Annotated in this window: 19 protein-coding genes; 5 read left to right on the plus strand and 14 right to left on the minus strand. The window is 50.6% G+C overall.

Features of this window, described 5'->3' with window-relative positions; translation table 11 throughout:
- Positions 1-262 precede the first annotated feature (262 nt).
- The 5 genes from HQ41_RS03955 to nrfA are packed head-to-tail and all read left to right on the plus strand — an operon-like array spanning position 263 to position 5,658.
- Positions 263-1,435, plus strand: coding sequence for an ABC transporter substrate-binding protein (locus HQ41_RS03955; RefSeq protein ID WP_044188231.1), 1,173 nt, complete (start codon positions 263-265; stop codon positions 1,433-1,435).
- Positions 1,432-2,463, plus strand: a complete 1,032-nt coding sequence (locus tag HQ41_RS03960; protein ID WP_044188233.1) for an iron ABC transporter permease — start codon at positions 1,432-1,434, stop codon at positions 2,461-2,463. Before HQ41_RS03955 ends, HQ41_RS03960 begins: the two co-directional genes overlap by 4 nt.
- 3 nt (positions 2,464-2,466) lie before the next feature.
- A complete protein-coding gene (locus tag HQ41_RS03965) occupies positions 2,467-3,522 on the plus strand; it encodes an ABC transporter ATP-binding protein (protein ID WP_044188235.1) in 1,056 nt (351 codons plus the stop codon).
- A gap of 39 nt (positions 3,523-3,561) precedes the next feature.
- The gene (gene nrfH, locus HQ41_RS03970; protein ID WP_044188236.1) at positions 3,562-4,146 is read left to right on the plus strand and encodes a cytochrome c nitrite reductase small subunit; all 585 of its coding nucleotides are present in this window, start codon (positions 3,562-3,564) and stop codon (positions 4,144-4,146) included.
- A 30-nt stretch (positions 4,147-4,176) separates the two neighbouring features.
- Positions 4,177-5,658: an ammonia-forming cytochrome c nitrite reductase gene (gene nrfA, locus HQ41_RS03975; RefSeq protein ID WP_044188238.1), complete on the plus strand. Its 1,482-nt coding sequence runs from the start codon at positions 4,177-4,179 to the stop codon at positions 5,656-5,658.
- Between the two features lie 92 nt (positions 5,659-5,750).
- On the opposite strand, the gene cbiD is transcribed toward nrfA, so the two are convergent.
- From cbiD to HQ41_RS04050, 14 genes are all read right to left on the minus strand, one after another.
- Entirely contained in the window at positions 5,751-7,580 is a 1,830-nt protein-coding gene (gene cbiD / locus HQ41_RS03980; RefSeq protein ID WP_044188240.1) for a cobalt-precorrin-5B (C(1))-methyltransferase CbiD, read from the minus strand.
- Positions 7,577-9,394, minus strand: coding sequence for a precorrin-4 C(11)-methyltransferase (cobM, locus tag HQ41_RS03985; RefSeq protein ID WP_044188242.1), 1,818 nt, complete (start codon positions 9,392-9,394; stop codon positions 7,577-7,579). The genes cbiD and cobM overlap by 4 nt, the downstream gene beginning before the upstream one ends.
- A 207-nt stretch (positions 9,395-9,601) precedes the next feature.
- Positions 9,602-10,693 carry a glycine cleavage system aminomethyltransferase GcvT gene (gcvT, locus tag HQ41_RS03990; RefSeq protein WP_044188244.1) on the minus strand — a complete coding sequence of 364 codons (1,092 nt, stop codon included), beginning with the start codon at positions 10,691-10,693 and terminating at the stop codon, positions 9,602-9,604.
- A gap of 221 nt (positions 10,694-10,914) precedes the next feature.
- On the minus strand, positions 10,915-13,266 hold the full coding sequence (locus tag HQ41_RS03995; protein WP_044188245.1) for a family 20 glycosylhydrolase: 2,352 nt from the start codon (positions 13,264-13,266) through the stop codon (positions 10,915-10,917).
- Between the two features lie 129 nt (positions 13,267-13,395).
- Positions 13,396-14,673 (minus strand): serine hydroxymethyltransferase, encoded by a 1,278-nt coding sequence (glyA, locus tag HQ41_RS04000; RefSeq protein ID WP_044188247.1) that lies wholly within the window; start codon positions 14,671-14,673, stop codon positions 13,396-13,398.
- 210 nt (positions 14,674-14,883) lie between these two features.
- On the minus strand, positions 14,884-15,345 hold the full coding sequence (locus HQ41_RS04005) for an ATPase (RefSeq protein ID WP_044188249.1): 462 nt from the start codon (positions 15,343-15,345) through the stop codon (positions 14,884-14,886).
- A 43-nt stretch (positions 15,346-15,388) separates the two neighbouring features.
- A complete protein-coding gene (locus tag HQ41_RS04010) occupies positions 15,389-17,188 on the minus strand; it encodes a V-type ATP synthase subunit I (RefSeq protein ID WP_044188251.1) in 1,800 nt (599 codons plus the stop codon).
- Positions 17,185-17,802, minus strand: coding sequence for a V-type ATP synthase subunit D (locus HQ41_RS04015; RefSeq protein WP_044188253.1), 618 nt, complete (start codon positions 17,800-17,802; stop codon positions 17,185-17,187). Before HQ41_RS04015 ends, HQ41_RS04010 begins: the two co-directional genes overlap by 4 nt.
- Position 17,803: 1 nt before the next feature.
- Positions 17,804-18,064 carry a hypothetical protein gene (locus HQ41_RS04020; protein ID WP_044188254.1) on the minus strand — a complete coding sequence of 87 codons (261 nt, stop codon included), beginning with the start codon at positions 18,062-18,064 and terminating at the stop codon, positions 17,804-17,806.
- 300 nt (positions 18,065-18,364) lie between these two features.
- On the minus strand, positions 18,365-18,883 hold the full coding sequence (locus HQ41_RS04030) for an HU family DNA-binding protein (protein WP_052405275.1): 519 nt from the start codon (positions 18,881-18,883) through the stop codon (positions 18,365-18,367).
- Between the two features lie 172 nt (positions 18,884-19,055).
- A complete protein-coding gene (locus HQ41_RS04035) occupies positions 19,056-20,384 on the minus strand; it encodes a V-type ATP synthase subunit B (protein ID WP_044188255.1) in 1,329 nt (442 codons plus the stop codon).
- A gap of 9 nt (positions 20,385-20,393) precedes the next feature.
- Positions 20,394-22,148: a V-type ATP synthase subunit A gene (locus HQ41_RS04040; protein ID WP_044188256.1), complete on the minus strand. Its 1,755-nt coding sequence runs from the start codon at positions 22,146-22,148 to the stop codon at positions 20,394-20,396.
- Between the two features lie 227 nt (positions 22,149-22,375).
- Positions 22,376-23,290 (minus strand): DUF2764 family protein, encoded by a 915-nt coding sequence (locus HQ41_RS04045; RefSeq protein ID WP_044188258.1) that lies wholly within the window; start codon positions 23,288-23,290, stop codon positions 22,376-22,378.
- Positions 23,291-23,323: 33 nt separating this feature from the next.
- Positions 23,324-23,914, minus strand: a complete 591-nt coding sequence (locus HQ41_RS04050) for an ATP synthase subunit E (protein WP_044188261.1) — start codon at positions 23,912-23,914, stop codon at positions 23,324-23,326.
- Positions 23,915-23,945: the final 31 nt, after the last annotated feature.

A 23,945-nucleotide genomic window follows, 5' to 3' on the forward strand; every position in this document is an offset into this window, starting at 1 on the left:
AATCGAAGACCCAGAAAACGGCTAGGATACCTAACGCCAAGCCAAGTTTTAGGACTAACTTAGATCAACATTGTTGCGCTGGAAGGAGGAATGTGCATATCGCCATTGCTATGCGTGCTAACGGCTAAGTTAGCTATATTTGTTCCTTGTAATAAGATGATCAAAGCTTACTAGAGCATCCGAAAGGCTGGATATATAGGCCTATGCTTCCTCGCTCTGCGTAGGCAGTACTATAAATAAATACGTAGCAAAACTTAGACTGATGAAAAAGATATTTTTACTCCTATCGCTCCTACCACTACTGCTATCTACTGGCTGTACGAGCGGGGAGGGGAGTGGCCAGCATAGTCGTGTAGAGGGGGGGATAGATACTCTGGACTTTGCACATATCGTACACTTTGACCATGCTAGAGGCTTGAGTGTAACCAATGAGGAGGGCTACAAAGAGGTTGTTGTCTTCGCTCCAGACTCGCCCGACACACTAGCCGTCTATATTCTCTATCCTAGAGGGCACCGCCCAGAGCTTAACACAGTTCCCGCTCAAGCACGCTTTATCCCCGTGCCTGCACGCACCCTCGGCTGTATTTCCACTACCGAGATCGGAGCATTGCCGCTCTTGGGGTTACGTGATAGGCTAGTGGCTTGTGGCGATGTGCGCAACATTAGCGATAGCATCTTGAGGCAATATGTAAGCGAAGGGAAAATAGCAGATATAGGCCTCGGCATGAGTCGCAATGTGGAGCAGATCCTATCGGTTAGACCTGAGATACTGATACAGACCTTCACCGATGCCTCGGCCAAAGATGAAGATCTCACAGCCTCTGGTGTCGAGATTGTCCTCTTCAATGGGTGGAAGGAGCAGACTCTATTGGCCAGAGCGGAGTGGCTCAAGATGCTGGGCATGCTTTTTGGGCGAAACAGACAAGCCGAGCAGACGTTCCACGTTATTGAGCAGGAGTATCGTCAAGCTCAAGCATTGCTAGGCGGAGATCGTCAATCTATCCCTATTCTCTACGGTCAGGACTACAAGGGACAGTGGTATGTGCCGGGCGAATACTCGTATGTCACCGCAATGCTCCATGATGCAGGGCTTAGATACGATTACGTGCCCAATCAAGTTGCCAGCCAACCCATGAGCTTTGAGTATGTTTTTAGCCGGCACAGACATAGTAAGATTTGGTTAAGCTCTGTGGCAGGAGGGGTCAGAACCCTTGAGGACTTCATTGGTGCTAACGAGCGCTATGCTCATTTTGACGCTACCCAGACGGGCTCGGTTTGGGTAGACAATAAACGAATCAATGAGTATGGAGGTAATGATATATGGGAGAGTGGTCCCTATCAGCCACACCTCATACTCAAGGATTTAATCAAGATCGCACACCCCGATCTACTACCCGAGTATGAAACCACCTACTGGCAGGAGTTGAAGAGATGAAGGCACGTACTACACTTCTGTTCATACTTATAGCCGTTTGCATCTGCTTAGCTTTCGTCCTCGACATTGTATGGGGGGCGACCTCAATCCCCATTGGCGATGTGCTCAAGGCACTCTCTGGGAGTACTGATACGACCTACAACTATATAGTGCAGAATTTCCGTTTGCCCAAAGCGCTAGCAACACTCTTCGTTGGGGCAGGAGTCGCTATATCTGGGTTACAGATGCAGAGCCTATTTCGCAATCCTCTAGCCGACACCTCAATCCTCGGGATTAATAGTGGTGCTGGAGTTGGTGTAGCGGTCTACACTATGGCTTATACCCTTTTCCCGAGCTTGATAATCTCTTCAGCCGTAGCAAGTAGCTGGGGAATCATCGTAGCCGCTTGTCTAGGCTCGGTAGGGGTGTTGCTCGTTATTTCCCTCGTAGCTAGTCGTCTTGGTGATATGATCTCGATCCTCATCGTCGGCGTTATGATTGGGTTCTTGGCTAGCTCTGTGATTTCGGTATTACAGTTTTTTAGTAGCGAAGCGACACTCAAGACCTATCTGCTCTGGTCCTTCGGGAGTGTATCTGGTGTGACATGGCGGCAGCTTAGTCTAATGCTCCCTATTATTGGGCTTGGGCTCGGGCTCTCTATGCTGATGCCCAAGCAGATGAATGCCCTTAATCTCGGCGAGCATTACGCTCGCTCGGTCGGCACTAACGTCACGCTCGCCCGTGTCGCTCTTGTAGGTATCACAAGTTTGGTCACTGGGTGCATCACTGCTTTTGTAGGGCCGATTACATTTCTTGGCATTGCCGTACCGCACTTCGTCCGTACGATATTTCGCACGGCAGATCATCATATCCTTATTCCTGCGACTATGCTCTCGGGGGCGCTGCTACTGCTTATTTGCGATATCTTTACGCAGGTTCCCGGGTATCAATTCGTCCTCCCAATCAATGCGCTGACATCTCTATTGGGGGCACCTGTTGTGATTTGGGTTATTATGAGAGGGAGAAAGAATAATCAGGTATTTCGTTAGACTATGAAGGGCGAGAATATTCGAGTGCAAGGGCTCTCTACGGGCTATAGTAGCGGTCGATCGGCTCAGCGAGTGATCTCACGAAACCTTAATCTGTCTATTAGTCAAGGGGAGATGGTAATGCTTATGGGGCCAAACGGGAGCGGGAAGTCCACTCTGATGCACACTATGGCCGGCCTGCTCCCACCCATCTCTGGTGATGTCCTCATCTCAGGGCAGAGTATTAGTCAGATGAAAATGAAGGACAGGGCTAGGCAGCTTAGCCTAGTGCTTACTGAGCGGATTTTAGTCGATAATATGACCGTGTGGGACGTCGTCGTCATTGGTCGGCACCCACATACTGGCTACCTAGGTCACCTATCAGTACAAGACAGACTATGCATCGAAGAGGCTATTGGAGTGTGCAACCTAGAGGGTATGGAGGGTAGGCCTTTTGGCCAGCTCAGTGACGGAGAGAAGCAGCGTGTACTTATAGCCCGTGCCTTAGCTCAGGAAACGCCACTCATATTGCTCGACGAACCCACTGCGCATCTAGATCTACCCTCTAGGCTAGAGGTCGTCTTGATGCTACGCAACCTTGCCCGGCTTATGGGGAAGAGTATTCTTATCTCCACGCATGAGCTTGATCTAGCTCTCGGGTGGGCAGACACCATTTGGCTCATGGATCGGTCGGGCCAGATATCCTCGGCTAGCCCCGAGGACCTAGTGCTACAAGGAGAGATAGAACGTGTCTTCGGCAGCGATAAGCTAAGCTACGACTCCGAGCGAGCCGAGTTCTCCGTGCAGCTAGAGCAAGCACGCCATATTGTCGTACAGGGCCAAGGCCTTCGATATCTTTGGACACTCAAAGCATTTAAGCGTGTTGGTTTCTTGCCCGTACAGGTAGATTGTATCACTACGCCTAGAGTGCTCGTCAAGGAAGATCTTTGGCTCCTACATACAGAGGACGCCTCGAGCCAGTATCATAGTATTACCGCTCTGCTGGAAGCACTAGGCGACTGCTCACAGAAGAGCCTATCGCCAAAGGAGGATCTCCAACAAAAATTGTGGAGTCAATAATATTTTATATATTTGCCTTAGGACTAATGGTTTAATGTTATGAAATGTTCTGTTGTCAATCGGCTATTGCCGACACGTAATTGGAAAGTAGCCGCCCTAGTTCTAGCAGGCTCTTTCGTTGGAGGCTTCGGGCTATTCCTATACCACTTGCGTGCGCACACCCTCGTCACAGACGCCCCCGCCGCTTGTATGAACTGTCACGTCATGACGCCCTACTATGCTTCGTGGTCCCATAGCTCACACGCTCGCAATGCAACTTGCAATGACTGTCATATCCCTCATGAAAACTTTGTGAGAAAGTGGGCTGTGAAAGCGAGAGATGGTATGCGCCATGTCTACGTTTTCCTCACCAATACCGAGCCAGAAGTGATCCAAGCTCACACTCCCGGTTCGCAAGTCATTATGAATAATTGTATTCGCTGCCACACTCAGCTCAATACAGAGTTTGTGACCACGGGAAGGATTGATTATATGATGGCTCAAGTTGGTGCAGGCAAAGCCTGCTGGGATTGTCATCGAGATGTACCACACGGAGGACAAAATGCGATCTCCTCCACTCCCTCGGCCATCGTGCCTCATCCTCCTAGCCCTGTCCCAGAGTGGCTAAAGAAAATGATTAATTAGAGCTATTCACTTAATACCTCGGATACAACAATGAAACGGAATCTTAAACCTTGGCAAAGCTGGGCATTGTTCGGAGGATCGATGATCGTCGTCTTCTTTCTCGGACTATGCGTTTCGGCTCTCATGGAGCGACGCGCCGAGGTGGCCAGCATCTACAACAACCGCAAGACCAAGATGAAAGGTATTGTGGCACGTAACGATTTATTCCGCGACGACTTCCCTCGCCAGTATCAAACTTGGACAGAAACCGCTCAGACGGACTTCAAGAGCGAATTTAATGGGAGTGAGGCTGTCGATGTCCTAGCACAGAGGCCCGAGATGGTTATTCTCTGGGCTGGATATGCATTCTCCAAAGACTACACGACTCCTCGTGGGCACATGCATGCGGTAGAAGATGTGACACGTACGCTACGTGTTGGCTCTCCTACTGTTACTGGCAAAGAACCTCAACCCGCTACTTGCTGGGTGTGTAAGAGCCCAGATGTGCCTCGTATGATGCAGGAGCTAGGTGTAGCAGAGTTTTACAAGAACAAATGGTCGGCCATGGGAGAGGAGATTGTTAATCCCATTGGCTGCTCAGACTGTCACGACTCAGAAACGATGAACCTGCACATCAGCCGTCCTGCACTTGTAGAGGCATTTGAGCGTCAGGGGCGTGACATCTCCAAAGCGACACCACAGGAGATGCGTTCGCTAGTCTGTGCTCAGTGCCATGTAGAGTATTACTTCAGAGGAGATGGCAAGTATCTTACTTTTCCTTGGGATAAGGGCTTCACAATGGAAGATATGGAGGCCTACTACGATGAGCATAGATACTACGACTATATCCATACCCTAAGTAAAGCACCGATCCTCAAGGCTCAGCACCCAGACTACGAGATATCACAGATGGGTATCCATGGGCAGAGAGGTGTGTCTTGTGCCGACTGTCATATGCCCTATAAGAGTGAGGGAGGTTTGAAGTTTAGTGATCATCACATTCAGAGCCCTCTCAATATGATCGACCGCACTTGTCAAGTTTGTCATCGTGAGAGCGAAGAAACACTACGCAATAATGTTTACGAGCGTCAGCGCAAAGCCAATGAAACACGTAATAGACTAGAGCAGGAGTTGGCTAAAGCGCATCTCGAAGCTCAATTCGCTTGGCAGCATGGTGCAAAAGAAGAGCAGATGCATGAGGCACTACAACTCATCAGACAGGCTCAGTGGCGCTGGGATTTCGGTGTGGCCTCTCACGGAGCTTCTTTCCATGCTCCACAAGAGATTCAACGTATTCTCTCTCACGGGTTAGATCGAGCACAGCAAGCACGGTTGGCTATCCATAAAGTATTGGCAAGCAACGGGTATGTCGGCGATGTGCCTCTACCCGATGTTTCAACCAAGGCTAAGGCTCAGAAGTATATCGGTCTAGATATGGAAGCTGAGGAGAGTGCCAAGGAGCAATTTATCCACACGACGGTGCCAGAGTGGTTGGCCAAAGCCAAAGCCGCTGGCAAACTCGCAGATGCTTAGCGCCTCATTGGTTATTAGAAAATAAACATCGCAGCTGAAGAACTATTAGGTTAGTCTTCGGCTGCGATGTTTTTGTTGTACTCTTGTAATAGCTATTGCCCTGCTAGGCTCTCGATAAACTCTCTTGGATATGAATACCTAATCTGCCCTTCATCGTCAATGAGTAGGATGCTCAGTTTGCTATCGGGGACGAGCTTTTTGCTAGCCCCGTAGCAAGCATCGGTAATATAGCACATCAGTTTGTCGAGATCGTCAAGCCCTAGTTCCGTCCACAGTTCTCTAGCTAATGTGATGCGGTCTATGAGCTCATGAGCTTGAGCGCTACAAGCCGAGGCGGTGGCTGCTTGGTGCAGAAAGTCCCTATTCATAACTACCTTCTTGCTATGCGTGTCGAGATTACCCTCGGCTAGCTTCACTGCCTTACCAAGCATAATACCCATATAGATACGAGGCACTCTATGCTCGGCTAGCTTGGCAAGGGTTTCGCCTATGAAGTTACCATACTGGACGAAGGACTGCGGTGGCAAAATAGGGAAAGCAGCCTTGAGGTAATTTTCACTTTTGGCACCGCTATTGATGACGATCGTATCTGCTCCAAGAGCCAAGGCTACATTCGTTTGGCGTGCTATTGAGGCGATGAAGGCTTCGGAAGAGAAAGGTTTGACTACCCCTGAAGTGCCTATGACGGATATCCCCCCGACGATCCCAAGCCTTGGATTAAATGTCTTCTTGGCGAGCTCCTCCCCATCTGGAATGCTGATACGTATATCCACGCCCCCCTCGGGGATTAGTTTACGGACTTCATCGGTCATCATTCGCCTTGGAGTGGCGTTGATAGCAGGCTCTCCGACCTCTATCCCTATGCCCGGGAGCGTTACTATGCCGACCCCTACGCCTTGTAGAAAGCGTACCTCGGATAGGTCGCTCGCCAGTGTAACCTCTGACCATATTTCAGTTCCATTAGTAACATCGGGGTCGTCGCCAGAGTGCTTGATTGCCTTGGCTAAATAGCCTTTGGCTGTCGGCTCAACACTCTGGATAGGGAGCGACACGGTTTCTCCGCTAGGCAGTGTTACCTCTGCCGAATCGGTTTGCTCGCCGTAGAGTAGCCCACGCAGAGCTGCCACTGTAGCTGCCGTAGCAGTAGTTCCAGTGGTAAAGCCCGTTTTTAGAGGGAAGAACTCTGGCACAATTCGCTCCACCGCCTTGCGAAGCCCTACAGGGCCATTGACCATTTGGTAGTGATCTGGCAGACGGGGGCGAGTAATCATATAGATAGGTACACCTGCGGCAAGTGCAGGAGCTATTTTTTCGTCAAAAAAACCGCTCTCTCCACTTTCTTTTGTGATCACTGCATCGGGGTTTATTTCGTTGAAGAGCTTTTGGTCTTCTCCCTCGGCGAAGTATTTGATGTGTGAGGCTGGGAAACCTGCGGCTTCGGCTTTTTCTCGTGAGTCGTCACGATCGAGAATACGGAAGAAGGTTTCTCGCTTTGACCAGAAAGCTCTGAGGTGTGGTATCGTATTGACTCCCGTGAGCGCAAGTAGTCTATGAGCAGGCTGAGCTAGGAGGCACTGAGCCATCTCCTCGTAGTTCTCGCAGGGAATGATACGTGGGTCGAGTGGGGGATAGCGACGTTCGTAGCGTACCACAGGGATCCCAAGGGCAGCAGTGGCTAGACCAATGGTGCGGTGCAGCTCGGCTGCGAAGGGGTGTGCTGCATCGATGACAAGGCGAATATCCTGCTTTTGGATAAAGGTTTTCATCGCCTCCTCATTCATTGCTCCCGTGAGGCGAACCCCATGTACGAGGTCTACCTGCTGTGTATCACCTTTGGTTGAGTAGTAGTATTCACGCCCGGATTCATCAAGAACAGAGCAAACGACTCGCCCCTCGGTTGTGCCACCATAAACGAGTATCATCGGCGGAATAGGTGCTTAAATTCGTCTGCGTATAGGCGGGATAGCCCCTTACGATTGTCAATAGCTTCGCCTACGACGATCATTGTCGTCAGGGTAAGGTTATTGCTTTTGACGATCTCGGCAAGGTTTTGTAGCTCCCCTCGATAGATGCGCTCATCTGGCCACGTTAAGTGGTAGCATGCTGCTACTGGCGTTGTCGGAGGGTAATGTTCTAGGAGCTGAGCTTGCACATCGTCCACAATACCAGCTGAGAGGAAGATACACATCGTACTCTGTGAGCGAGCGAGCATGTGGAGCTTCTCTTTGTCAGGCATCGGTGTGCGCCCTTCCCCACGAGTAAGGATAATAGTCTGCGTTTTTTCGGGGATTGTGAACTGGGAGCGTAGGGCAGCTGCGGCAGCTTGGAAGGAAGAGATACCCGGGGTAATATGATAGCTCATATTGTACTGGTCGAAGAAAGCCATCTGCTCCTGAATAGCTCCGTAGATGCAGGGGTCGCCCGTGTGTAGGCGAACTACTAGTAGCCCTTTGTCGTAGAACTCCTTCATAATGGTGAATTGCTCTTCTAGATTCATCGACGCTGAGCTCCTGACCGTAGCAGTTGGCTTGGCGCAATCTGTCAGAGCGCGAGGGACCAAGCTCCCAGCATAGAGGATTAGGTCTGCTATCTCTAGGAACGCTCGGCCACGTATGGAGCATAGATCAGGATCTCCGGGGCCAGCTCCTACGATCTCGATGTGCCCACGTCGCTCAGCCTCGCGATCTATGGCGAGAGCAAATGTGAAGTCATTCCCTTTGTGGATCATACCTTTTTGCTTCTCGATGAGTATCGAGCCAAGCCGAGCTGATAGTCGAGCTGAGCTCTCCGCTACGCCATAGACGCCTGTTACCTCATAGACCTTTTGCGAAGGGTTCGGGATCTCTACGGGCGCTAGATCCTCGGCCGTGTAGATGTTGGCTTGGGCGATATTCCAGCGGCTCAATAGCTCGTGGAGCAGTGGTTCATCTTTCTTGAGATCAATCGTGCCAATGCGGCAAATCGCCTCGGGGAAGAACCCTCTCTCCCTAATCTGCTCTTCGATGTACTGTGGTATATCAAGCGGATCGCACTGATAGCGACACCCCAAGCCAAGAGTTAGGACACGAGGAATAAACTGTATCGTCGGAGTTGTGGTTTCGTATCGTCTTGGGCTGACAACAAGAATTAATTCATAGTCTTCTGGGCGGAAACTCTCTCTCTTGTAGAAAACGTCTACGTGCGAGGCTTTGCTACGCTCAAGGTCGAAAGTCCCTCGGTCTTTGACCTCAAGTAGCAGTGCAGTCTTTCGCTCGTTGGTGTATAGTGCAATGGGGCGGTTTAGCCCGTCGCAGTTGTTGATGGTCTTCCAGCCGTATTTCCGCCCGAGCAAGTCAAGTGCCCATAGCCCCGTATTGTCTGTTTGCGTGCTCACTACGGCTTCTGCCCCCAGTGTCGCAGCAATCCGATTCGTCAATTCGTTTGCCCCACCAATATGCCCAGAGAGAACAGAAACAACGAACCGCCCCGTACTATCTATGTTGATGACCGCAGGGTCTTGGTACTTGTGTTGGATATGTGGGGCGATGCTTCGCACGCAGATCCCCATAGCCCCGATGAAGACCCATGCGTCATACTGATGAAATCTCTCAGCTGTGAATGTCTTGATATCGGAGATTTGCTCTACGCTCTCGCCTGCATGAGGGGAGAAAATACTGATTTCTTGGGGATACTCGCCTAGAAGGAGGCGAGCTATCTGCTGACCTGCAGGAGAAACGGCGATGACTGCTATATTCATTATCTTGGCTTTGTTTCTAAATATATTATGATAACACAAACTTAGATAAAAAGGTCGAATTGAGGGTTTATTTTGGTATTGTTAGACCTGCGAATACGATAATAGATGAGGAGCATACCATGAGCCATCTATAAATGGCTCACGATATGCTCCTCCAAGACGAGTAGGCAGTATGCCAGACTATGCCTTGTGCTTGTGATCGCTAGGCTATTGGATACGCATAGGAGGCTTAACGATCTCTGCCTCTAGCTTGCGTCCACGTACTACGATGTAGATCTTGGTGCCTACTGTGCTATGCTCTTTCTTGACGTAGCCCATACCGATACCGATCTTCAGACTTGGTGACATCGTGCCAGAGGTAACTTCTCCGATGATGTTGCCTGCTTCGTCTGCGATCTCGTAGTGACTGCGGGGTACCCCTTTGTCTTTTAGCTTAAAGGCAATGAGTTTGCGAGCTACTCCCTCGGCTTTTTGCTGCTCAAGCATAGCACGAGAGGGGAAGTTTTTCCCTTCGGCAAACTTGGTAATCCAGCCTAAACCAGCCTCTAGTGGAGAGGTCTCGTCTGTAATATCGTTGCCGTAGAGGCAGAATCCCATCTCTAGACGTAGCGTATCTCTAGCGCCTAGACCAATAGGCTTGATGCCTTCCTCGGCACCAGCCTCGAAGATTGCGTGCCAGATCTTCTCACCATCTTGGGGGTAGAAGTAAATCTCGAAGCCTCCAGCACCTGTATAGCCAGTGTTGGATAGGATCACATTGTCGCAGCCTGCGAACTTCCCTACCTTAAACGTGTAGTAGGGGATTTGGCTTAGGTCTATATCCGTGAGCTTCTGTAGCACTTTCGTAGCTAGAGGCCCTTGTATGGCGAGCTGACCGATGTTGTCACTGCTATTCTCTAGCTCTGCTCCTACTTGATTATGTGCAACGCACCACGCCCAGTCTTTGTCCATATTAGCTGCATTGACTACAAGCATATATTTCTCATCTTCGTAGCGGTAGACGAGCATATCGTCTATGATACCGCCACGATCGTTGGGGAAGCAAGTGTATTGGATATCGCCTACTTTGAGTTTAGAAACATCGTTGCTCGTGATGTCTTGTAGGAACTGAAGAGCCTTAGGACCTTTGACCCAGAACTCGCCCATGTGCGACACATCAAATACACCCACACCATTGACTACGGTCATGTGTTCGTCAATGATGCCCGTGGTGTATTCAATAGGCATATTATAGCCAGCGAATTCGTGCATCTTAGCTCCTAGGCTTTGATGAATAGCGGTGAATGGAGTTTGCTTCATGATGAATTACATCTAATCGTTTGACTTTATTTTAGTAATACGTGGATAAAGGTAATGAGATTATCTCAAATCTGCAGCAAATCAGTCTGCAACATTTATACTCCTAGAGCGAAGGGGGAGAGTGCCATTGGCAGCAAGCTCTAGAATAAAATAATCGGTGCCACACCCTTATGGATATGGCACCGATCTCTATAAGTTACGACTAGGGCGAGTTGGGTGGTTTAGTTGTTCACTGGCTGACCCATTACAAAGCGAATATCCTTAAACTCCTTGCTGGTAGAGAGGCGCATCGTCACGCGACCATCGTCCCAGTAGCTTGGGAATCCGCCGTGGATAGCACCAACGAAGACTACCTTCACGGGGTGGAAGCCAGCCTTGAGGGCACGGCTCTTATCCTTACGGCTAAATTTCTTAACCTCTCCAGCATTGTCGATGAGCTTCTCTCCGTCGATCCAGAATTCGTCATTGTTGGTTGAGAAGAAGTACACACCATCTTCTGGTACCTCGATGTAGCCCTCGGCTACCACAGCCTTACGTGCGAACTCGTCGAAGTTATTCACTAGACGGTCTGGGATAATCTGGGAGATCTTCTCAATAGTACCCTCGGTCCAGTTGGTGGCCGAAGCAAAGTCTGAGGCCTGCATGTAGTCGCCAACAGAAGTTTTGGTGCGAAGACCATCCTTAACGCCCGTAAGCTCAACGGCTGGGCTAAGTGCCTGCTTCTCGAAAGTAATAGCTCGGATTGGGCTTAGCTTACCGCTTGGGAGAGCAGAGGCTACCTTGATGACCTTATTCTCTGTTACAAGGATAGGAGCAGTGTACTCGGTAGAGCTAGCAGTAGGCTCGCTTCCGTCTAGCGTATAGACAATCTTAATAGGTCTTGTCGTGGTAAGCTCTAGCTTAGTGGAGTCTACGAATGCCACGAAGTTGCAAGAGCCATTAGGTTGCTCTGGCTGTGGAATGTGGTAGTTTACGCCATATTGGTCTAGACGTACATAAGCATTGTTAAGACGACGAGAGAAGTCTTCATAATTCTTACGATCGTTGGGCGACCAAACAGCCTCTGCTAGAGCTAGGGTGCGAGGATATGAGCGGTATTCACGGATTGCATTGTCGTATAGATACTCTGCCCATACGTTTACCTGTGCCCCTAGTATGTGGTGACGCTTGTCTGGAGCAATGGCCTCTGGGATTGGGTGATAGTTATAGACCTGTTGAAGTGGCGCATAGCAGCAGATTGCCACGGGCTCAATTTTAGGATCACCCTGATAGTGGTCGATGTATAGACCTCCACTGCCGGGGGTCATAATCACGTCGTGCCCCATATTGGCACTAGTGATGCCGCCCTCTTCTCCACGCCAACTCATTACGGTTGCCGAGGGAGCAAGGCCTCCTTCTAGGATTTCGTCCCAACCGATAAGACGCTTACCATGCTTCTCTAGCATCTTTTGAGCTCTGCGGATCACGTAGCTCTGTAGCTCGTGCTCGTCCTTGAGCCCCTCTTCCTTGATACGCTTCTGGCAGTTTGGACAAACCTTCCAGCGATCTTTGGGGCATTCGTCACCTCCGATGTGGAAGTATTCGCCGGGGAATAGTGGAGCTACTTCGTCGATGACGTCTGCAAGGAAATCGAATACGCTCTCCTTACCAGCACAGTACACATCAACCTCTACCCCCCAGATGTTGCGTACGGAGTAGTCATTACCCTTCTGTGTTTTGGGGTTACAAGCTAGCTCTGGGTAAGCTGTGATAGCGCCCATAGCATGGCCCGGTAGCTCGATCTCTGGAATAATTGTTACGAAGCGCTCCTGTGCATAGCTTACGATTTCTTTCACTTCCTCCTGAGTGTAGAAGCCTCCGTACTCGGTGCCATCGCCCTCGATACGCTTGCTACCTACCTCAGTTAGGCGAGGATACTTCTTGATCTCGATACGCCAGCCTTGGTCTTCTGTGAGATGCCAGTGCAGACGGTTGATTTTGAACATAGATAGCACATCGATATGGCGCTTCATTTCGTCCACCGTGAGGAAGTGACGGCACACATCTATGAGCATACCACGGTAACCAAACTCGGGTTCGTCCTTGATGTCTACGGCAGAGGCGTACCAATGTACGTTGTTTACCACCTTGGGGCTCTCAATCTCGGCAGGCAGTAGCTGCAAGAATGTTTGCATACCATAGAAGAGGCCATGGGCGGTCTGACCTACGATTTCTACGCCCTCGGCTGAGCTTTTGAGCGTATAGCCTTCGTCCTTGAGCCCAAGGCTGGGGTCAATGCGTAGGCTAATCGTACCAGAAGACTTGCTCCCTTGCTCAACGGCAAGGGTATAGCCTGTAGACTTCTTGATCTTGGCAGCGAAGAACTCGGCTATTGTCTTGGCCTCGTCGCCCTCGACCATAAACTTACTCTTCTCGGTTAGTTCGTAGTGCCCTGTGGCCTCTACGAGTTCTTTTGGAGTAGGAATGATGTTGATTCCCTTGTCGTACTCGGGCGTTGTCTTCTCTACCTGTGGGGTACAGCCCACGAGTAGACCAGTTACTGCCATAGCTACGCTAAGCAAAGTTTTTTTCATACGGATTTATATTGATTGATGTTTGATTTTAAGCACAAGGAGGAAGCTCCTTGCCCCGACCATTAAGCTAATCGAAGCAACGAGCCTCCTTCTTCTTGACTGCTTTGCTATTTGCGAATATGTCGAGGCTTACCAAGCGTAGATTGGATACTTAGTCATCATCTCATTGACCTCCTTACGGACGGCTGCGATCACAGCCTGATCTTCTGGAGCCGAGAGTACACGATCTATCTTATCTACAATGATCTCCATCATATCCTCCTTGACGCCACGTGTCGTGATCGCAGGAGTTCCGATGCGGATACCCGACGTTTGGAAAGCTGATCGGCTATCGAAAGGAACCATATTTTTATTCACAGTAATATCTGCCTCTACGAGAGCCTTCTCTGCCACCTTACCTGTTAGCTCTGGGAATTTGGCACGTAGGTCGATCAGCAAGCAATGGTTATCTGTCCCTCCAGAGATGAGCTTGTATCCACGCTTAACGAAGGCTTCTGCCATAGCCGCAGCATTCTTCTGCACCTGTGCTTGATACTGCTTAAACTCTGGTTTGAGTGCCTCCCCGAAGGCAACAGCCTTGGCAGCGATCACATGCTCTAGTGGGCCGCCCTGTACGCCGGGGAATACGGCAGAGTCGAGTAGGGCAGACATCTTTTTGATTTCGCCCTTGGGTGTGGTCTTGCCCCAAGGATTGTCGAAGTCTTTACCCATGAGGATAATCCCACCACGAGGGCCACGCAGGGTCTTGTGTGTCGTAGAGGTAACGATATGAGCATACTTGATTGGGTTATCGAGCAGGCCAGCAGCTATTAGCCCTGCTGGGTGAGCCATATCTACCAAGAAAATAGCTCCCACCTTGTCTGCAATCTCTCGCATACGCTTGTAGTCCCACTCACGGGTGTAGGCCGAGCCCCCACCGATGATGAGCTTAGGCTTATGCTCTAGGGCACGTGCTTCCATCTGATCGTAGTCTACACGTCCGTCCTCTTCGCCCACGTTGTACTCAACTGGCTTGTAGAGTATCCCTGAGCTATTGACCAGTGAGCCGTGCGAGAGGTGTCCGCCATGTGCTAGATTTAGTCCCATAAATGTGTCGCCGGGCTCTAGGCAAGCGAGCAAGACAGCCATATTGGCCTGCGCTCCAGAGTGAGGTTGCACGTTGGCCCATTCAGCTCCGAATAGTTCCTTGAGACGATCGATTGCAATCTGTTCGCTTTTGTCTACGACCTCGCAGCCTCCATAGTAGCGACGACCGGGATACCCCTCGGCATACTTATTGGTCATACAGCTACCCATAGCCTGCATCACGTCTTCGCTTACGAAATTCTCGGAGGCAATCAGCTCAATGCCCTTTAGTTGCCTTTGATACTCCTCTTGAATGAGGTTAGAGATGACAGAATCCTTCATTGTTGTTTCTGTTTATTGTTAGTATTGAGAACTATTTAATTAAAATGCGCACACATGTAGCGCAAAGATACTAAATACCTTTTGATGAATAGCTCCCTAGACCTTTATTTTTCTTTTGTTTTGCCTTATTTGTGGATATAAAATAAAAGCTGCACCACGAGCTCTCGAGGAGTTGTCGTGGTGCAGCCTTGATGGACTTACGAAGTTAGATTAGATCATTGGGAGCATCGTTAGGATCACTACCAGCAGAGCTAGGATCGCATACAGCTCTGGGAATACGGCTACCACCATAGTGCTACCGAATACGTTATTACCATTACCGATAGCCTGAATACCATTGGCACAAACCTGAGCCTGACGGATCGCAGAGAATAGACCTACCACACCGAGAGCTAGACCTACACCTAGGATTGCCCATGCGGCAAAGGGCGTTACGCCACCTGCGCCGATCATATTGTCAATCGCTAGCTTGGCAAGGAAGAAGCCTACGAATCCATACAGCCCCTGAGAGCTGGGGAGAGCCGTCAGACCGATGTATTGCCCTAGGGCATCGGGATTCTTCTTGAGAGATCCCACTACTGCGTTACCGCAAATCGTCACACCGATACAGCTACCGATGCCAGTTAGGCCGACCATGAGAGCCACGCCTAAGTACGCCAACATTTCATTCATACTGATAAAACTTTTTAGGTTGTTTATTTGATTTTGTTTTTAATTATTTCTTGAGAGGTTGATAGGCCTTACCGCCACCCTCGAACTCGCTATTCTTATAGAACTCCACAAAGGTAAGACGAAGCGGATGAACGAACGAACTAATCATCGCCAAGCTGATATTTAGCCCGTGGCCAACCAGAAGGATTAGGAGCATCATGGGCACACGTACCAGCCAAGGCAAACCCTCAGTCTGCTCTACGGCAAGCTGGTTGAATACGCCGCCAAGGATACCCCCTGTCAGACCGATGGCAAAAAGACGAATGTAGGAGAGGGTATCTCCCAGCAAGCCCGATGCCATATTGTAGGCCGTCCATAGTGCCGAACCGAAGTTGAGGAATGGGTTCTTGCCCGGCATATTGTAGAAGAATGCCACAAGGGCAGACACGCCGACGATACCATATATAATATAAGGTACGAAAGCAGGTAGCTCTAGCTCCAAACGAGGTAGTAGAATCATAGCACCCAACCCCAAAAGCATCGCAATCCAAGCGAAGGGAGCAAGCGAGTACTTGACGCCACGCTGCACCTTGATCTTATAAGCCGCCACCCCCTTGGCAAAGAAAATCTGAATAAGCCCCAGCACGACCGATAGCTTCATCAAATTGTCTTGATTGAGGAAGTAATCCTCCGCCTTGGCATACCCTAACGTCACACCGAAGAACGTCCCCATCAAGAGGCCTATGACACAGGCACCACCGCCTAGCCACTGCAAGAGGCGAGCCATATCTTTGCCGTCTTTGGTCTTGATGCGGTAGATCGTCGCAAGGACAAATACCAGTAGCCCGTACCCTCCGTCGCCGAAGCAAAGCCCAAAGAAGAGCAGGAAGAATGGAGCGAAGAGTGCTGTCTGGTCGATTTCGCTGTAATTCGGTAGCGAAAACATCGAAGTAATCGGCTCAAAAAGGCGAGCGAAGAAGTTATTCTTCAGAAGAATAGGGATCTTGTCCTCATCGACTATCTCTACCTGCTGGTAGTAGTAGCCCGTCTGGGCAAGAGCCTGCTCCATCGCTTCGGCACCCTCGGCTGGCACCCAGCCCTCAAGGAGCATCAGCTTGTCATCGGCTTGACCTACGGCTTGCAGGCGTGCTGCGCCGAGCATATAGTCGTCATCTATGAGTTTATCGTAGGCCTTGAGCTCGATGAGCCTATCTAGAGCTGTCGCACGCAGAGCCTCACTCTCGGCTTCTAGACGCTGCTCTAGCATAGCAAGGTCGTTGTGCAGATCTGTAAGGCTATGGGTTGGTGGCTTGATCGCCTCGGCATCGGGTGCGGGGGAAGTGCCAGCCTGCTCTAGACGTACGAAGTACTGGCTAGCCCCATTGCGAGCTATGGCGATGGCATCGTACTCTGCTTGATAATCCTCGGTGAAAGCGGTCGCAGGCATCGTGTAGAATGCCAGACGGTAGCCCGCCTCGCCTAGACGCTCTATCTGTGCAGGGTCGAAGTCGCCCCAAATCTCCTGCTCGGCGATCTCCTGACGCTTGAGCTGTATGCTCGAGAGCGTTTTGCTGCGCTGTGCTAGATCATGCTCGAGCTGTTGTACAGCGGCCTCACCTGCCTCTTCGCTTATAGTAGGCAGAGGCTTAGGCTCTGGCATATCCTCTGGCAGATAGTCCGCTAGAGTACGCCGCAGAGCCACCAAGTTGGCTCGCCGATCGAGCATCGCTTTGAGGTGATCGACCTCCTTGGGGTTGTTGCGCTCGGTGATATGCACCACGCCCAAGTCCCGTAATGCCAGAAGGAACTCCTCGTACTCTCTATGGTAGATGACGAAGGAGTATTTGCTCATGCGTTGTATCATACGGCTTCCTCCTCTTCTTTTTGCGCACGCTTCTCCAGATTGGCACGCATGATCTTCTGCGAACTTTTCGACAGACTCTCTTCGTCCTCTAGGAAGCGTTTGATTTTACGTATAGCGTCCTGATAGCCGGGTATCTGAACCTTCTCGAATAGATTAACCTTCTGAGTGGTTTTCTTACGGGCGTGTTCGAGGAACTCCATCTTCAGGCGAAGGAACTCGGCTTGTATGCCCGTAGTGGCCAAGGTTTTGAGCAGGTCAATGCCTTGGGCGTACCACGAGGGTGCATTAAAAATGCTGAAGGGCTTGATCTCGTAGTGGATGTCGTCTAGTACGGGTAGTACCACACCTGCGACTTTGCGCACGGATAGGTCTACACGATCCACACGAATAAGCTCGGGATTGAACTCGTCCCATAAACTCATCATGCTCTGATAGCCCCGAATATCTTCTTCGAGCTTTAGTTCCAATGCCTCGACCTCCCGCTTGGTTTGCTTCACCTGCTGGCGCAGTGCGCTCTCCTTACTCTTGATCGTAGGCAGGGTGCGCACGCGCATCTTCAGGTTTTTCTCCTGTTGTTGGAGCGAAGTCTTGTTATACTGAAACTTAATAGCCATTTTATCTGTGTTCTTGCGAACTTATTTGTTGTTTCTTGCGAGCGTCAGTGTACAACATGCGTGGAGCAGGCAGGAACAGTATAATGAAGAATAGCATGCCCTGCGGAAGCCTACTCAGTACGCCATCAACCACTCCGATAAACTCAAGGAAGCTAATCACTACCGTTGGCACATAGATAGCTAATGAGATATAGGTAACTACTCGCCATAATTGACTGGCGAAGAAGCGCACTAAAGCACCTCCCAATTTATTTTCTGCCATAACCTAATGCTTACTTTAGTTGTCCTTTTTACTGATACGGATATAGCTCCTGACAATACGGTAGCAGACAACGACGATGAATACTCGCATTGTGAATGAAGGGGAATGGTTCCCTTCTCAAGCACATGGAATGTCTGCAGAAGAGATAGTCCTGCTACAATAACAAGTACTACTCCAGCGATGTAGGCAGTCACCCTGCCACTTGAAGTCGCCAGAAAATACTCAATGCGGTTTCTAATACTTTGCAGTTTCATAGTGCTAATACAACTATCGTATTTGCTGACTAATCGCCTCTAGTGGCTACAGCCCAGCCTCTGGTAGGGGGGACGCACCGGGGTTGCCACCTTCGGGCGCAGTGCCACCAGTATTTGGCGCACCGGGCTTGATGCCTTTCTTCTTGGCAGTAGCTGCGTTGCGAGCTGCCTCCTCCTCCGCGCTGATGCGCTCAAACTTCACGTCCGTAAGTGCCTTGAAGGCGGGCTTGGGGCGGAAGGAAATTTTGGGATCACGGATGCTAGCCTTGGCGGAGAAGTCCTCGCCAACGGGAACGCCCGACGAGCCGAATGTAGGGCTAAACGTGCCTAGCTCACCGCAGTCCACGCTCTCGCCGTCCTGCATGTGTCGGCGCAGCACTGTAACCATGCGGTCCAGCACCGCCTTGACGTCTGCGCTGCCCACGGTGCTTCCGTCTGCAATCTCCTCGCAGAAACGCTTGAACGTGATTTTCTTCGACGTGATCGACTGGGCAAATTGCATTTTCTTGCCCTTATCCTTGCCTAGTAGTACTTCTCTAGTAAGTACTCTGTATTTGATAGCCATATTCAGTAACTGATTATTTTATTATACCTGCTTCTTATTTCGCTAGCCTAATACCTCCTCTTTGCGTCCTATATAGCGTGCATTTGCACCCTATGGTGGTTGCATCTGCACCCTATATACCGTGCTTTGGCACTCTATAATGGGTGCAAGCGGAAGGTGTTAGGTTATTTGTTTAGGCCTCTTGCTTAGTCCAATAAGTATCTATGAGTTGCTGCTTGATATTAACCTCCGAGGGCTTGAAGTACTTGCCAAAGAGTCGCCAAGCAGTATTAAGCATCTCTTCGGTGTCTACATTTACGTCGATAGCTAGTAGCTCACGAGAGTAGTCGTCGGCGAAGCTAAGCGCACGTTCGTCGTAGTCGGTCAGGTCGAAGCCGTTCTCCATCTTCGTCTGTGCGCCTGCGGCATCAGAGAATAGGCGTACGGCAGCATTCATCACCTGTGGGTGGTCTTCTCGGGTCTTCTTGCCGATAACGAGCTGCTTGAGGCGAGAGAGCGAACGGAATGGGTCTACGATCACCTTGCCTACGTTGGTGTCCCTACGCAGATAGAGCTGTCCCTCGGTGATATACCCCGTGTTGTCGGGTACAGCGTGCGTGATGTCGCCACCGGAGAGGGTCGTTACGGCAATGATCGTGATCGAACCACCGTCGGGGAACTGTACTGCCTTCTCGTAAATCTTGGCAAGGTCGGAGTAGAGCGAGCCGGGCATAGCGTCCTTGGAGGGAATCTGGTCCATACGATTGGATACGATAGCCAAGGCGTCGGCATAGTTGGTCATATCGGTGAGCAGAACTAGTACCTTCTCCTTTTTCTCTACCGAGAAGTATTCGGCAGCAGCCAGCGCCATATCGGGAATAAGTAGACGCTCTACCGATGGGTCTTCGGTGGTATTGATGAAGCTGATGATGCGGTCAAGCGCACCTGCGTTGCTGAATGTATTCTTGAAGAACAGGAAGTCATCGTTGGTCATACCCATGCCCCCAAGGATAATCTTGTCGCTCTTGGCTCTGAGGGCCACCATAGCCATTACCTCGTTGAAAGGTTGGTCTGGGTCTGCGAAGAATGGGATCTTCTGCCCCGTCACTAGGGTATTGTTTAGGTCGATACCTGCTATACCTGTGGCGATAAGCTCGGAGGGTTGCTCACGGCGCACGGGGTTTACCGATGGGCCACCAATCTCGATTTCTTTGCCCGATACTTCGGGGCCGCCGTCAATAGGCTCTCCGTAGGCATTGAAGAAGCGCCCTACGAGCTGATCGCCTACCTTGAGCGAGGGAGCCTTGCCTAGGAATACGACCTCGGCATTGGTTGCGATACCCTCCGTACCACCAAAGACTTGTAGGGTTACTTCATCACCCATGATGCGTACTACCTGAGCCAGACGGCCGTCTATGGTTGCAAGCTCCTCGTTGCCCACACCGCTAGCGTGGAGCATACAAGTGGCCTTGGTGATATTACTAATTTTAGTGTATATCTTCTGAAAAGCTGTTGCTGTCATATCCTTATTCTATTTAGCACGTTGGTTCACGATTTCGAGCATCTGTTGCTCTGCTTTGTAGAAGTCATCACTCTGATACTCGGCATAGTTCATCTGCTTGAAGGTATTGATCATCTCCTTGAAGTAGCCAGCTACCTCTGCGAAGGACTCAAATTCAAACTCTGTATTACATACCTTGATCACGTGAGCCACCATATACTCTTGGCGCTCTATTGGGCAATTGCAGTCGATACTATCGAAAGCGTCTTGCTGTAGGATCACAAAGTCGATGAGCTCCGCCTTCCAGAACGTAATGTGGTACTCCAAGGGTACACCGTCGTCCCCTAGAATGTTGATCTGCTCGGCGATTTCTTTACCCTGCTGTAGGCGTTGCTTCATCTCACCTACTTTCTCTACCCAGCCAGCACCTACACGCTCGGCTACGTACTCCTTAAACTCGGGGTACTCTAGGTATTTGGAATAACTATCAATGGGGTTCACCGCAGGGTAACGCTTGCGGTCGGCACGCTCCTGCTCTAGGGCGTAGAAGCAACGTGCTACTTTCTTGGTATTCTCGGTTACGGGCTCTTTGAGGTTACCCCCTGCTGGCGACACAGTACCGATGAAAGTTACTGAGCCAGTCTTGCCATTGTTTAGGTACACGAAACCAGCACGAGCATAGAAGTTAGCCACAATGGCCGATAGGTCCATCGGGAAGGCATCAGGCCCCGGCAGCTCTTCTAGACGGTTACTCATCTCACGCAGAGCCTGCGCCCAGCGGCTAGTAGAGTCTGCCATCAGGAGCACCTTGAGCCCCATCGAGCGGTAGTACTCGGCGATCGTCATAGCGGTATAAACGGAGGCTTCACGAGCGGCTACGGGCATGTTGGAGGTATTGGCGATGATGATCGTACGCTCCATCAGGTGGCGACCTGTATGTGGGTCGAGTAGCTCTGGGAACTCCTTGAAGATCTCTACCACCTCATTGGCACGCTCCCCACAGGCTGCGATAATCACGATATCCGCCTCGGCCTGCTTACTGATAGCGTGCTGGAGTACCGTCTTACCTGTACCGAAGGGACCGGGTATGAAGCCGGTGCCTCCCTCTACGATTGGGTTAAGAGTATCGATCACACGTACGCCAGTCTCTAGGAGCTTGAAGGGGCGTGGCTTCTCACGGTAGCACTGTATAGCCTTCTTCACGGGCCACTTCTGCTCCATGGTTACATCAATATCCTTGCCGTCCTCGTCCGTCAGGGTGGCGATCACTTCCTTGACGGTGTAGTCGCCTTCGCCCTTGAGTGCCTTGATCGTGTAGTTACCTTCGAGTACGAATGGTACCATGATCTTGTGCGGCTGATAGTTCTCATCAACCTCACCGAGCCAGCTACCCGCTTGTACTCGGTCGCCTACGCTAGCAATGGGTTTGAACGCCCACTTCTTGCCTTCGTCTAGCGGATAAGTGTATGAGCCTCGCTGCAGGAAGACACCATCCATCTTGTCGAGGTCGTTCTGCAAGCCGTCATAGTTCTTGGCGAGCATACCGGGCCCGAGGGTTACCTCGAGCATGTGCCCCTCAAAAGTAACGGGGTCGCCGATACGCATGCCACGAGTACTCTCGAAGACCTGTGCGTAGGCGTTCTTCCCGATCACCTTAATCACCTCACTCATCAGAGGTGTACCTGCGACGGTGATGTAGCAAATTTCGTTTTGTGCCACGGGGCCATCTACCTCGATGGTGACGAGGTTGGAGACAATCCCCTTAACAATACCTTTTGTTGCCATATATATAATGTTATTTATTTCCTGTGAAAAAACCTTTTGAGCCTAGATCGAAACCTATCTGCGCCCCTTGGTACTTGTGAGCAAACAGACAACGCACTGTTGGAGGTAGCTCCGTACGGCGATCGACCGACTTCGTAGTCCTATATTGCGATGGGGCGGGAATTAGGGAGCTAGAAAACGATTAGGTCATAGCTCATAACCGATCGAGCTCTCTAGGTACTTGCTGCTTACTTCTTGGTGCTACGGCGAAACTCGTCGAGCGAGGCATTACTCTCGGCCTTGAGTCCCATGACGATACTACGGAAGCGAGTTTCGCCCTGCTTCTCGTCTAGCTTGAGCCAGCGCTCGATGATCCCGAGGCGTATGTAGTAGCTGAGCACGTTCTCTATGTCGAAAACCTTGACGAACGTTTCGTCATCGAGCCAGCGCCACTTGAGCATGTCAATCATGCGCTCGCGGCGAGTAATATCTTCCTCCTCGGCAGCCTGAATGATTTGTGGCATATAGGGCACTTCCTCCCCAAGCTCAAAGTCTTTGGCTCGAGAAGTGCGTAGCTGCTCCTCGATATGGCTGTTGCCCACAACAAATTGGTCTACTGGCCAGCCAAGACGGCGGCACGTGTAGACAGCCATGACGTTGCGAATTGTTTGATTGAGCCTAAACCAGTCGGCTAGGTACTGGTTGCTCGACTTGCTCGCCTCAGCATAGTAGAGCTGAGCAAGCCGATCCTCGGCAGAGAGAGGGCTTTTCTTTAGATTTTCGGCTTCGTCCTCGTCTTGAGGCTCGTAGTAGAGTTCGTGCACAAACTGGCGCATATAGTTAGGTACCTGCTTACTTCTGCCAGCTTTTCCGCCTGCGGCTGCAGTACGGGCGATATGACGTAGTTCCTCGAGGGGTAGCAACGTATCTATCTGCTCGGTGTCCTCGTCCTGCTTCTGCTCGACGAGCAGTAGCTCCTCTTGGTGCAAGCGTAGTAGCTCCCTATTGGCGTCCTCTAGGTGAAGCCACTCTAGTAGCTCCTTATCCTTGGAGCTTAGGACGTCTTGTAGCTCTAGATAGAACTCCTCTTGCTCGTAGGGTAGCTTCTGGCCGTCTGCTGATAGCACAGGCAGTCCTGCTACCAAAGCGTAGTATTTACCCATTAGCGATGCTATTTATGGTGGTTATATATCGACTTAAAATAGCATCTCGGCTAACTGAGGACGCAGGAAGTTTTTGAATAGTTCGACGAACTCGGCCTCACCAATCTGGATCTTGAAGGCACCATCGGCAGGCTTTAGCACGAAGTCTGTGGGTTTGCCAGCAACGCTCTTGATTTCTAATCCCTGCTCTAGGATACCCTTGGCAGTGGAGGCGAAATAAGCCTTTAGCTCGGCGGCTTGTGCTGTTTCGATCACTACTCCCTTGTTTAGGTCGAAGCCTTTGACTAGTTCAAGAATTACCTTTTGCATGAAAGCTGGGTCTGCCATGGCTGCACGAACGCTTGATGAGGCGATCTCACCGTTCAGTTTGTCTAGCAGAGTGGACTTTACGGACTCTACCATTTGGCCTGCATAGAGTTTGAGTTCGCCTTCTGTATTTTGGCGGAGCTCTTGTGTGCGTTTCTCCGTATTGCGTAGGATTTCTTCAGCCTGCTGGCGTGCCTGAGCCTCTATCTCTTGAGCCTTTTGCTTAGCCTCTGCGAGTATTTTAGCGGCTTCTTCGTTGCCTTTCTGTACACCCTCGTTATAGATCTTAGCGGTCAGTTCTTGAATTTTTGAGTCCATAATATGCTATTTAGTTAATGTCTATCTATGC

Source organism: Porphyromonas sp. COT-290 OH860 (genome assembly GCF_000768935.1).
In the GTDB taxonomy this organism is placed as follows: domain Bacteria; phylum Bacteroidota; class Bacteroidia; order Bacteroidales; family Porphyromonadaceae; genus Porphyromonas.

What these genes read in the sequence shown, in the direction of transcription:
- HQ41_RS03965 (WP_044188235.1), top strand. Translation starts at nt 2,467, where the DNA reads ATGAAGGGCGAGAATATTCGAGTGCAAGGGCTCTCTACGGGCTATAGT.
- HQ41_RS04005 (WP_044188249.1), bottom strand. Translation starts at nt 15,345, where the DNA reads ATGAATGAAATGTTGGCGTACTTAGGCGTGGCTCTCATGGTCGGCCTA.
- HQ41_RS03960 (WP_044188233.1), top strand. Translation starts at nt 1,432, where the DNA reads ATGAAGGCACGTACTACACTTCTGTTCATACTTATAGCCGTTTGCATC.
- HQ41_RS04010 (WP_044188251.1), bottom strand. Translation starts at nt 17,188, where the DNA reads ATGATACAACGCATGAGCAAATACTCCTTCGTCATCTACCATAGAGAG.
- HQ41_RS04020 (WP_044188254.1), bottom strand. Translation starts at nt 18,064, where the DNA reads ATGGCAGAAAATAAATTGGGAGGTGCTTTAGTGCGCTTCTTCGCCAGT.
- HQ41_RS03955 (WP_044188231.1), top strand. Translation starts at nt 263, where the DNA reads ATGAAAAAGATATTTTTACTCCTATCGCTCCTACCACTACTGCTATCT.
- HQ41_RS04035 (WP_044188255.1), bottom strand. Translation starts at nt 20,384, where the DNA reads ATGACAGCAACAGCTTTTCAGAAGATATACACTAAAATTAGTAATATC.
- nrfA (WP_044188238.1), top strand. Translation starts at nt 4,177, where the DNA reads ATGAAACGGAATCTTAAACCTTGGCAAAGCTGGGCATTGTTCGGAGGA.
- glyA (WP_044188247.1), bottom strand. Translation starts at nt 14,673, where the DNA reads ATGAAGGATTCTGTCATCTCTAACCTCATTCAAGAGGAGTATCAAAGG.
- cobM (WP_044188242.1), bottom strand. Translation starts at nt 9,394, where the DNA reads ATGAATATAGCAGTCATCGCCGTTTCTCCTGCAGGTCAGCAGATAGCT.
- HQ41_RS04050 (WP_044188261.1), bottom strand. Translation starts at nt 23,914, where the DNA reads ATGGACTCAAAAATTCAAGAACTGACCGCTAAGATCTATAACGAGGGT.
- nrfH (WP_044188236.1), top strand. Translation starts at nt 3,562, where the DNA reads ATGAAATGTTCTGTTGTCAATCGGCTATTGCCGACACGTAATTGGAAA.
- HQ41_RS04015 (WP_044188253.1), bottom strand. Translation starts at nt 17,802, where the DNA reads ATGGCTATTAAGTTTCAGTATAACAAGACTTCGCTCCAACAACAGGAG.
- gcvT (WP_044188244.1), bottom strand. Translation starts at nt 10,693, where the DNA reads ATGAAGCAAACTCCATTCACCGCTATTCATCAAAGCCTAGGAGCTAAG.
- cbiD (WP_044188240.1), bottom strand. Translation starts at nt 7,580, where the DNA reads ATGATACTCGTTTATGGTGGCACAACCGAGGGGCGAGTCGTTTGCTCT.
- HQ41_RS04030 (WP_052405275.1), bottom strand. Translation starts at nt 18,883, where the DNA reads ATGGCTATCAAATACAGAGTACTTACTAGAGAAGTACTACTAGGCAAG.
- HQ41_RS03995 (WP_044188245.1), bottom strand. Translation starts at nt 13,266, where the DNA reads ATGAAAAAAACTTTGCTTAGCGTAGCTATGGCAGTAACTGGTCTACTC.
- HQ41_RS04045 (WP_044188258.1), bottom strand. Translation starts at nt 23,290, where the DNA reads ATGGGTAAATACTACGCTTTGGTAGCAGGACTGCCTGTGCTATCAGCA.
- HQ41_RS04040 (WP_044188256.1), bottom strand. Translation starts at nt 22,148, where the DNA reads ATGGCAACAAAAGGTATTGTTAAGGGGATTGTCTCCAACCTCGTCACC.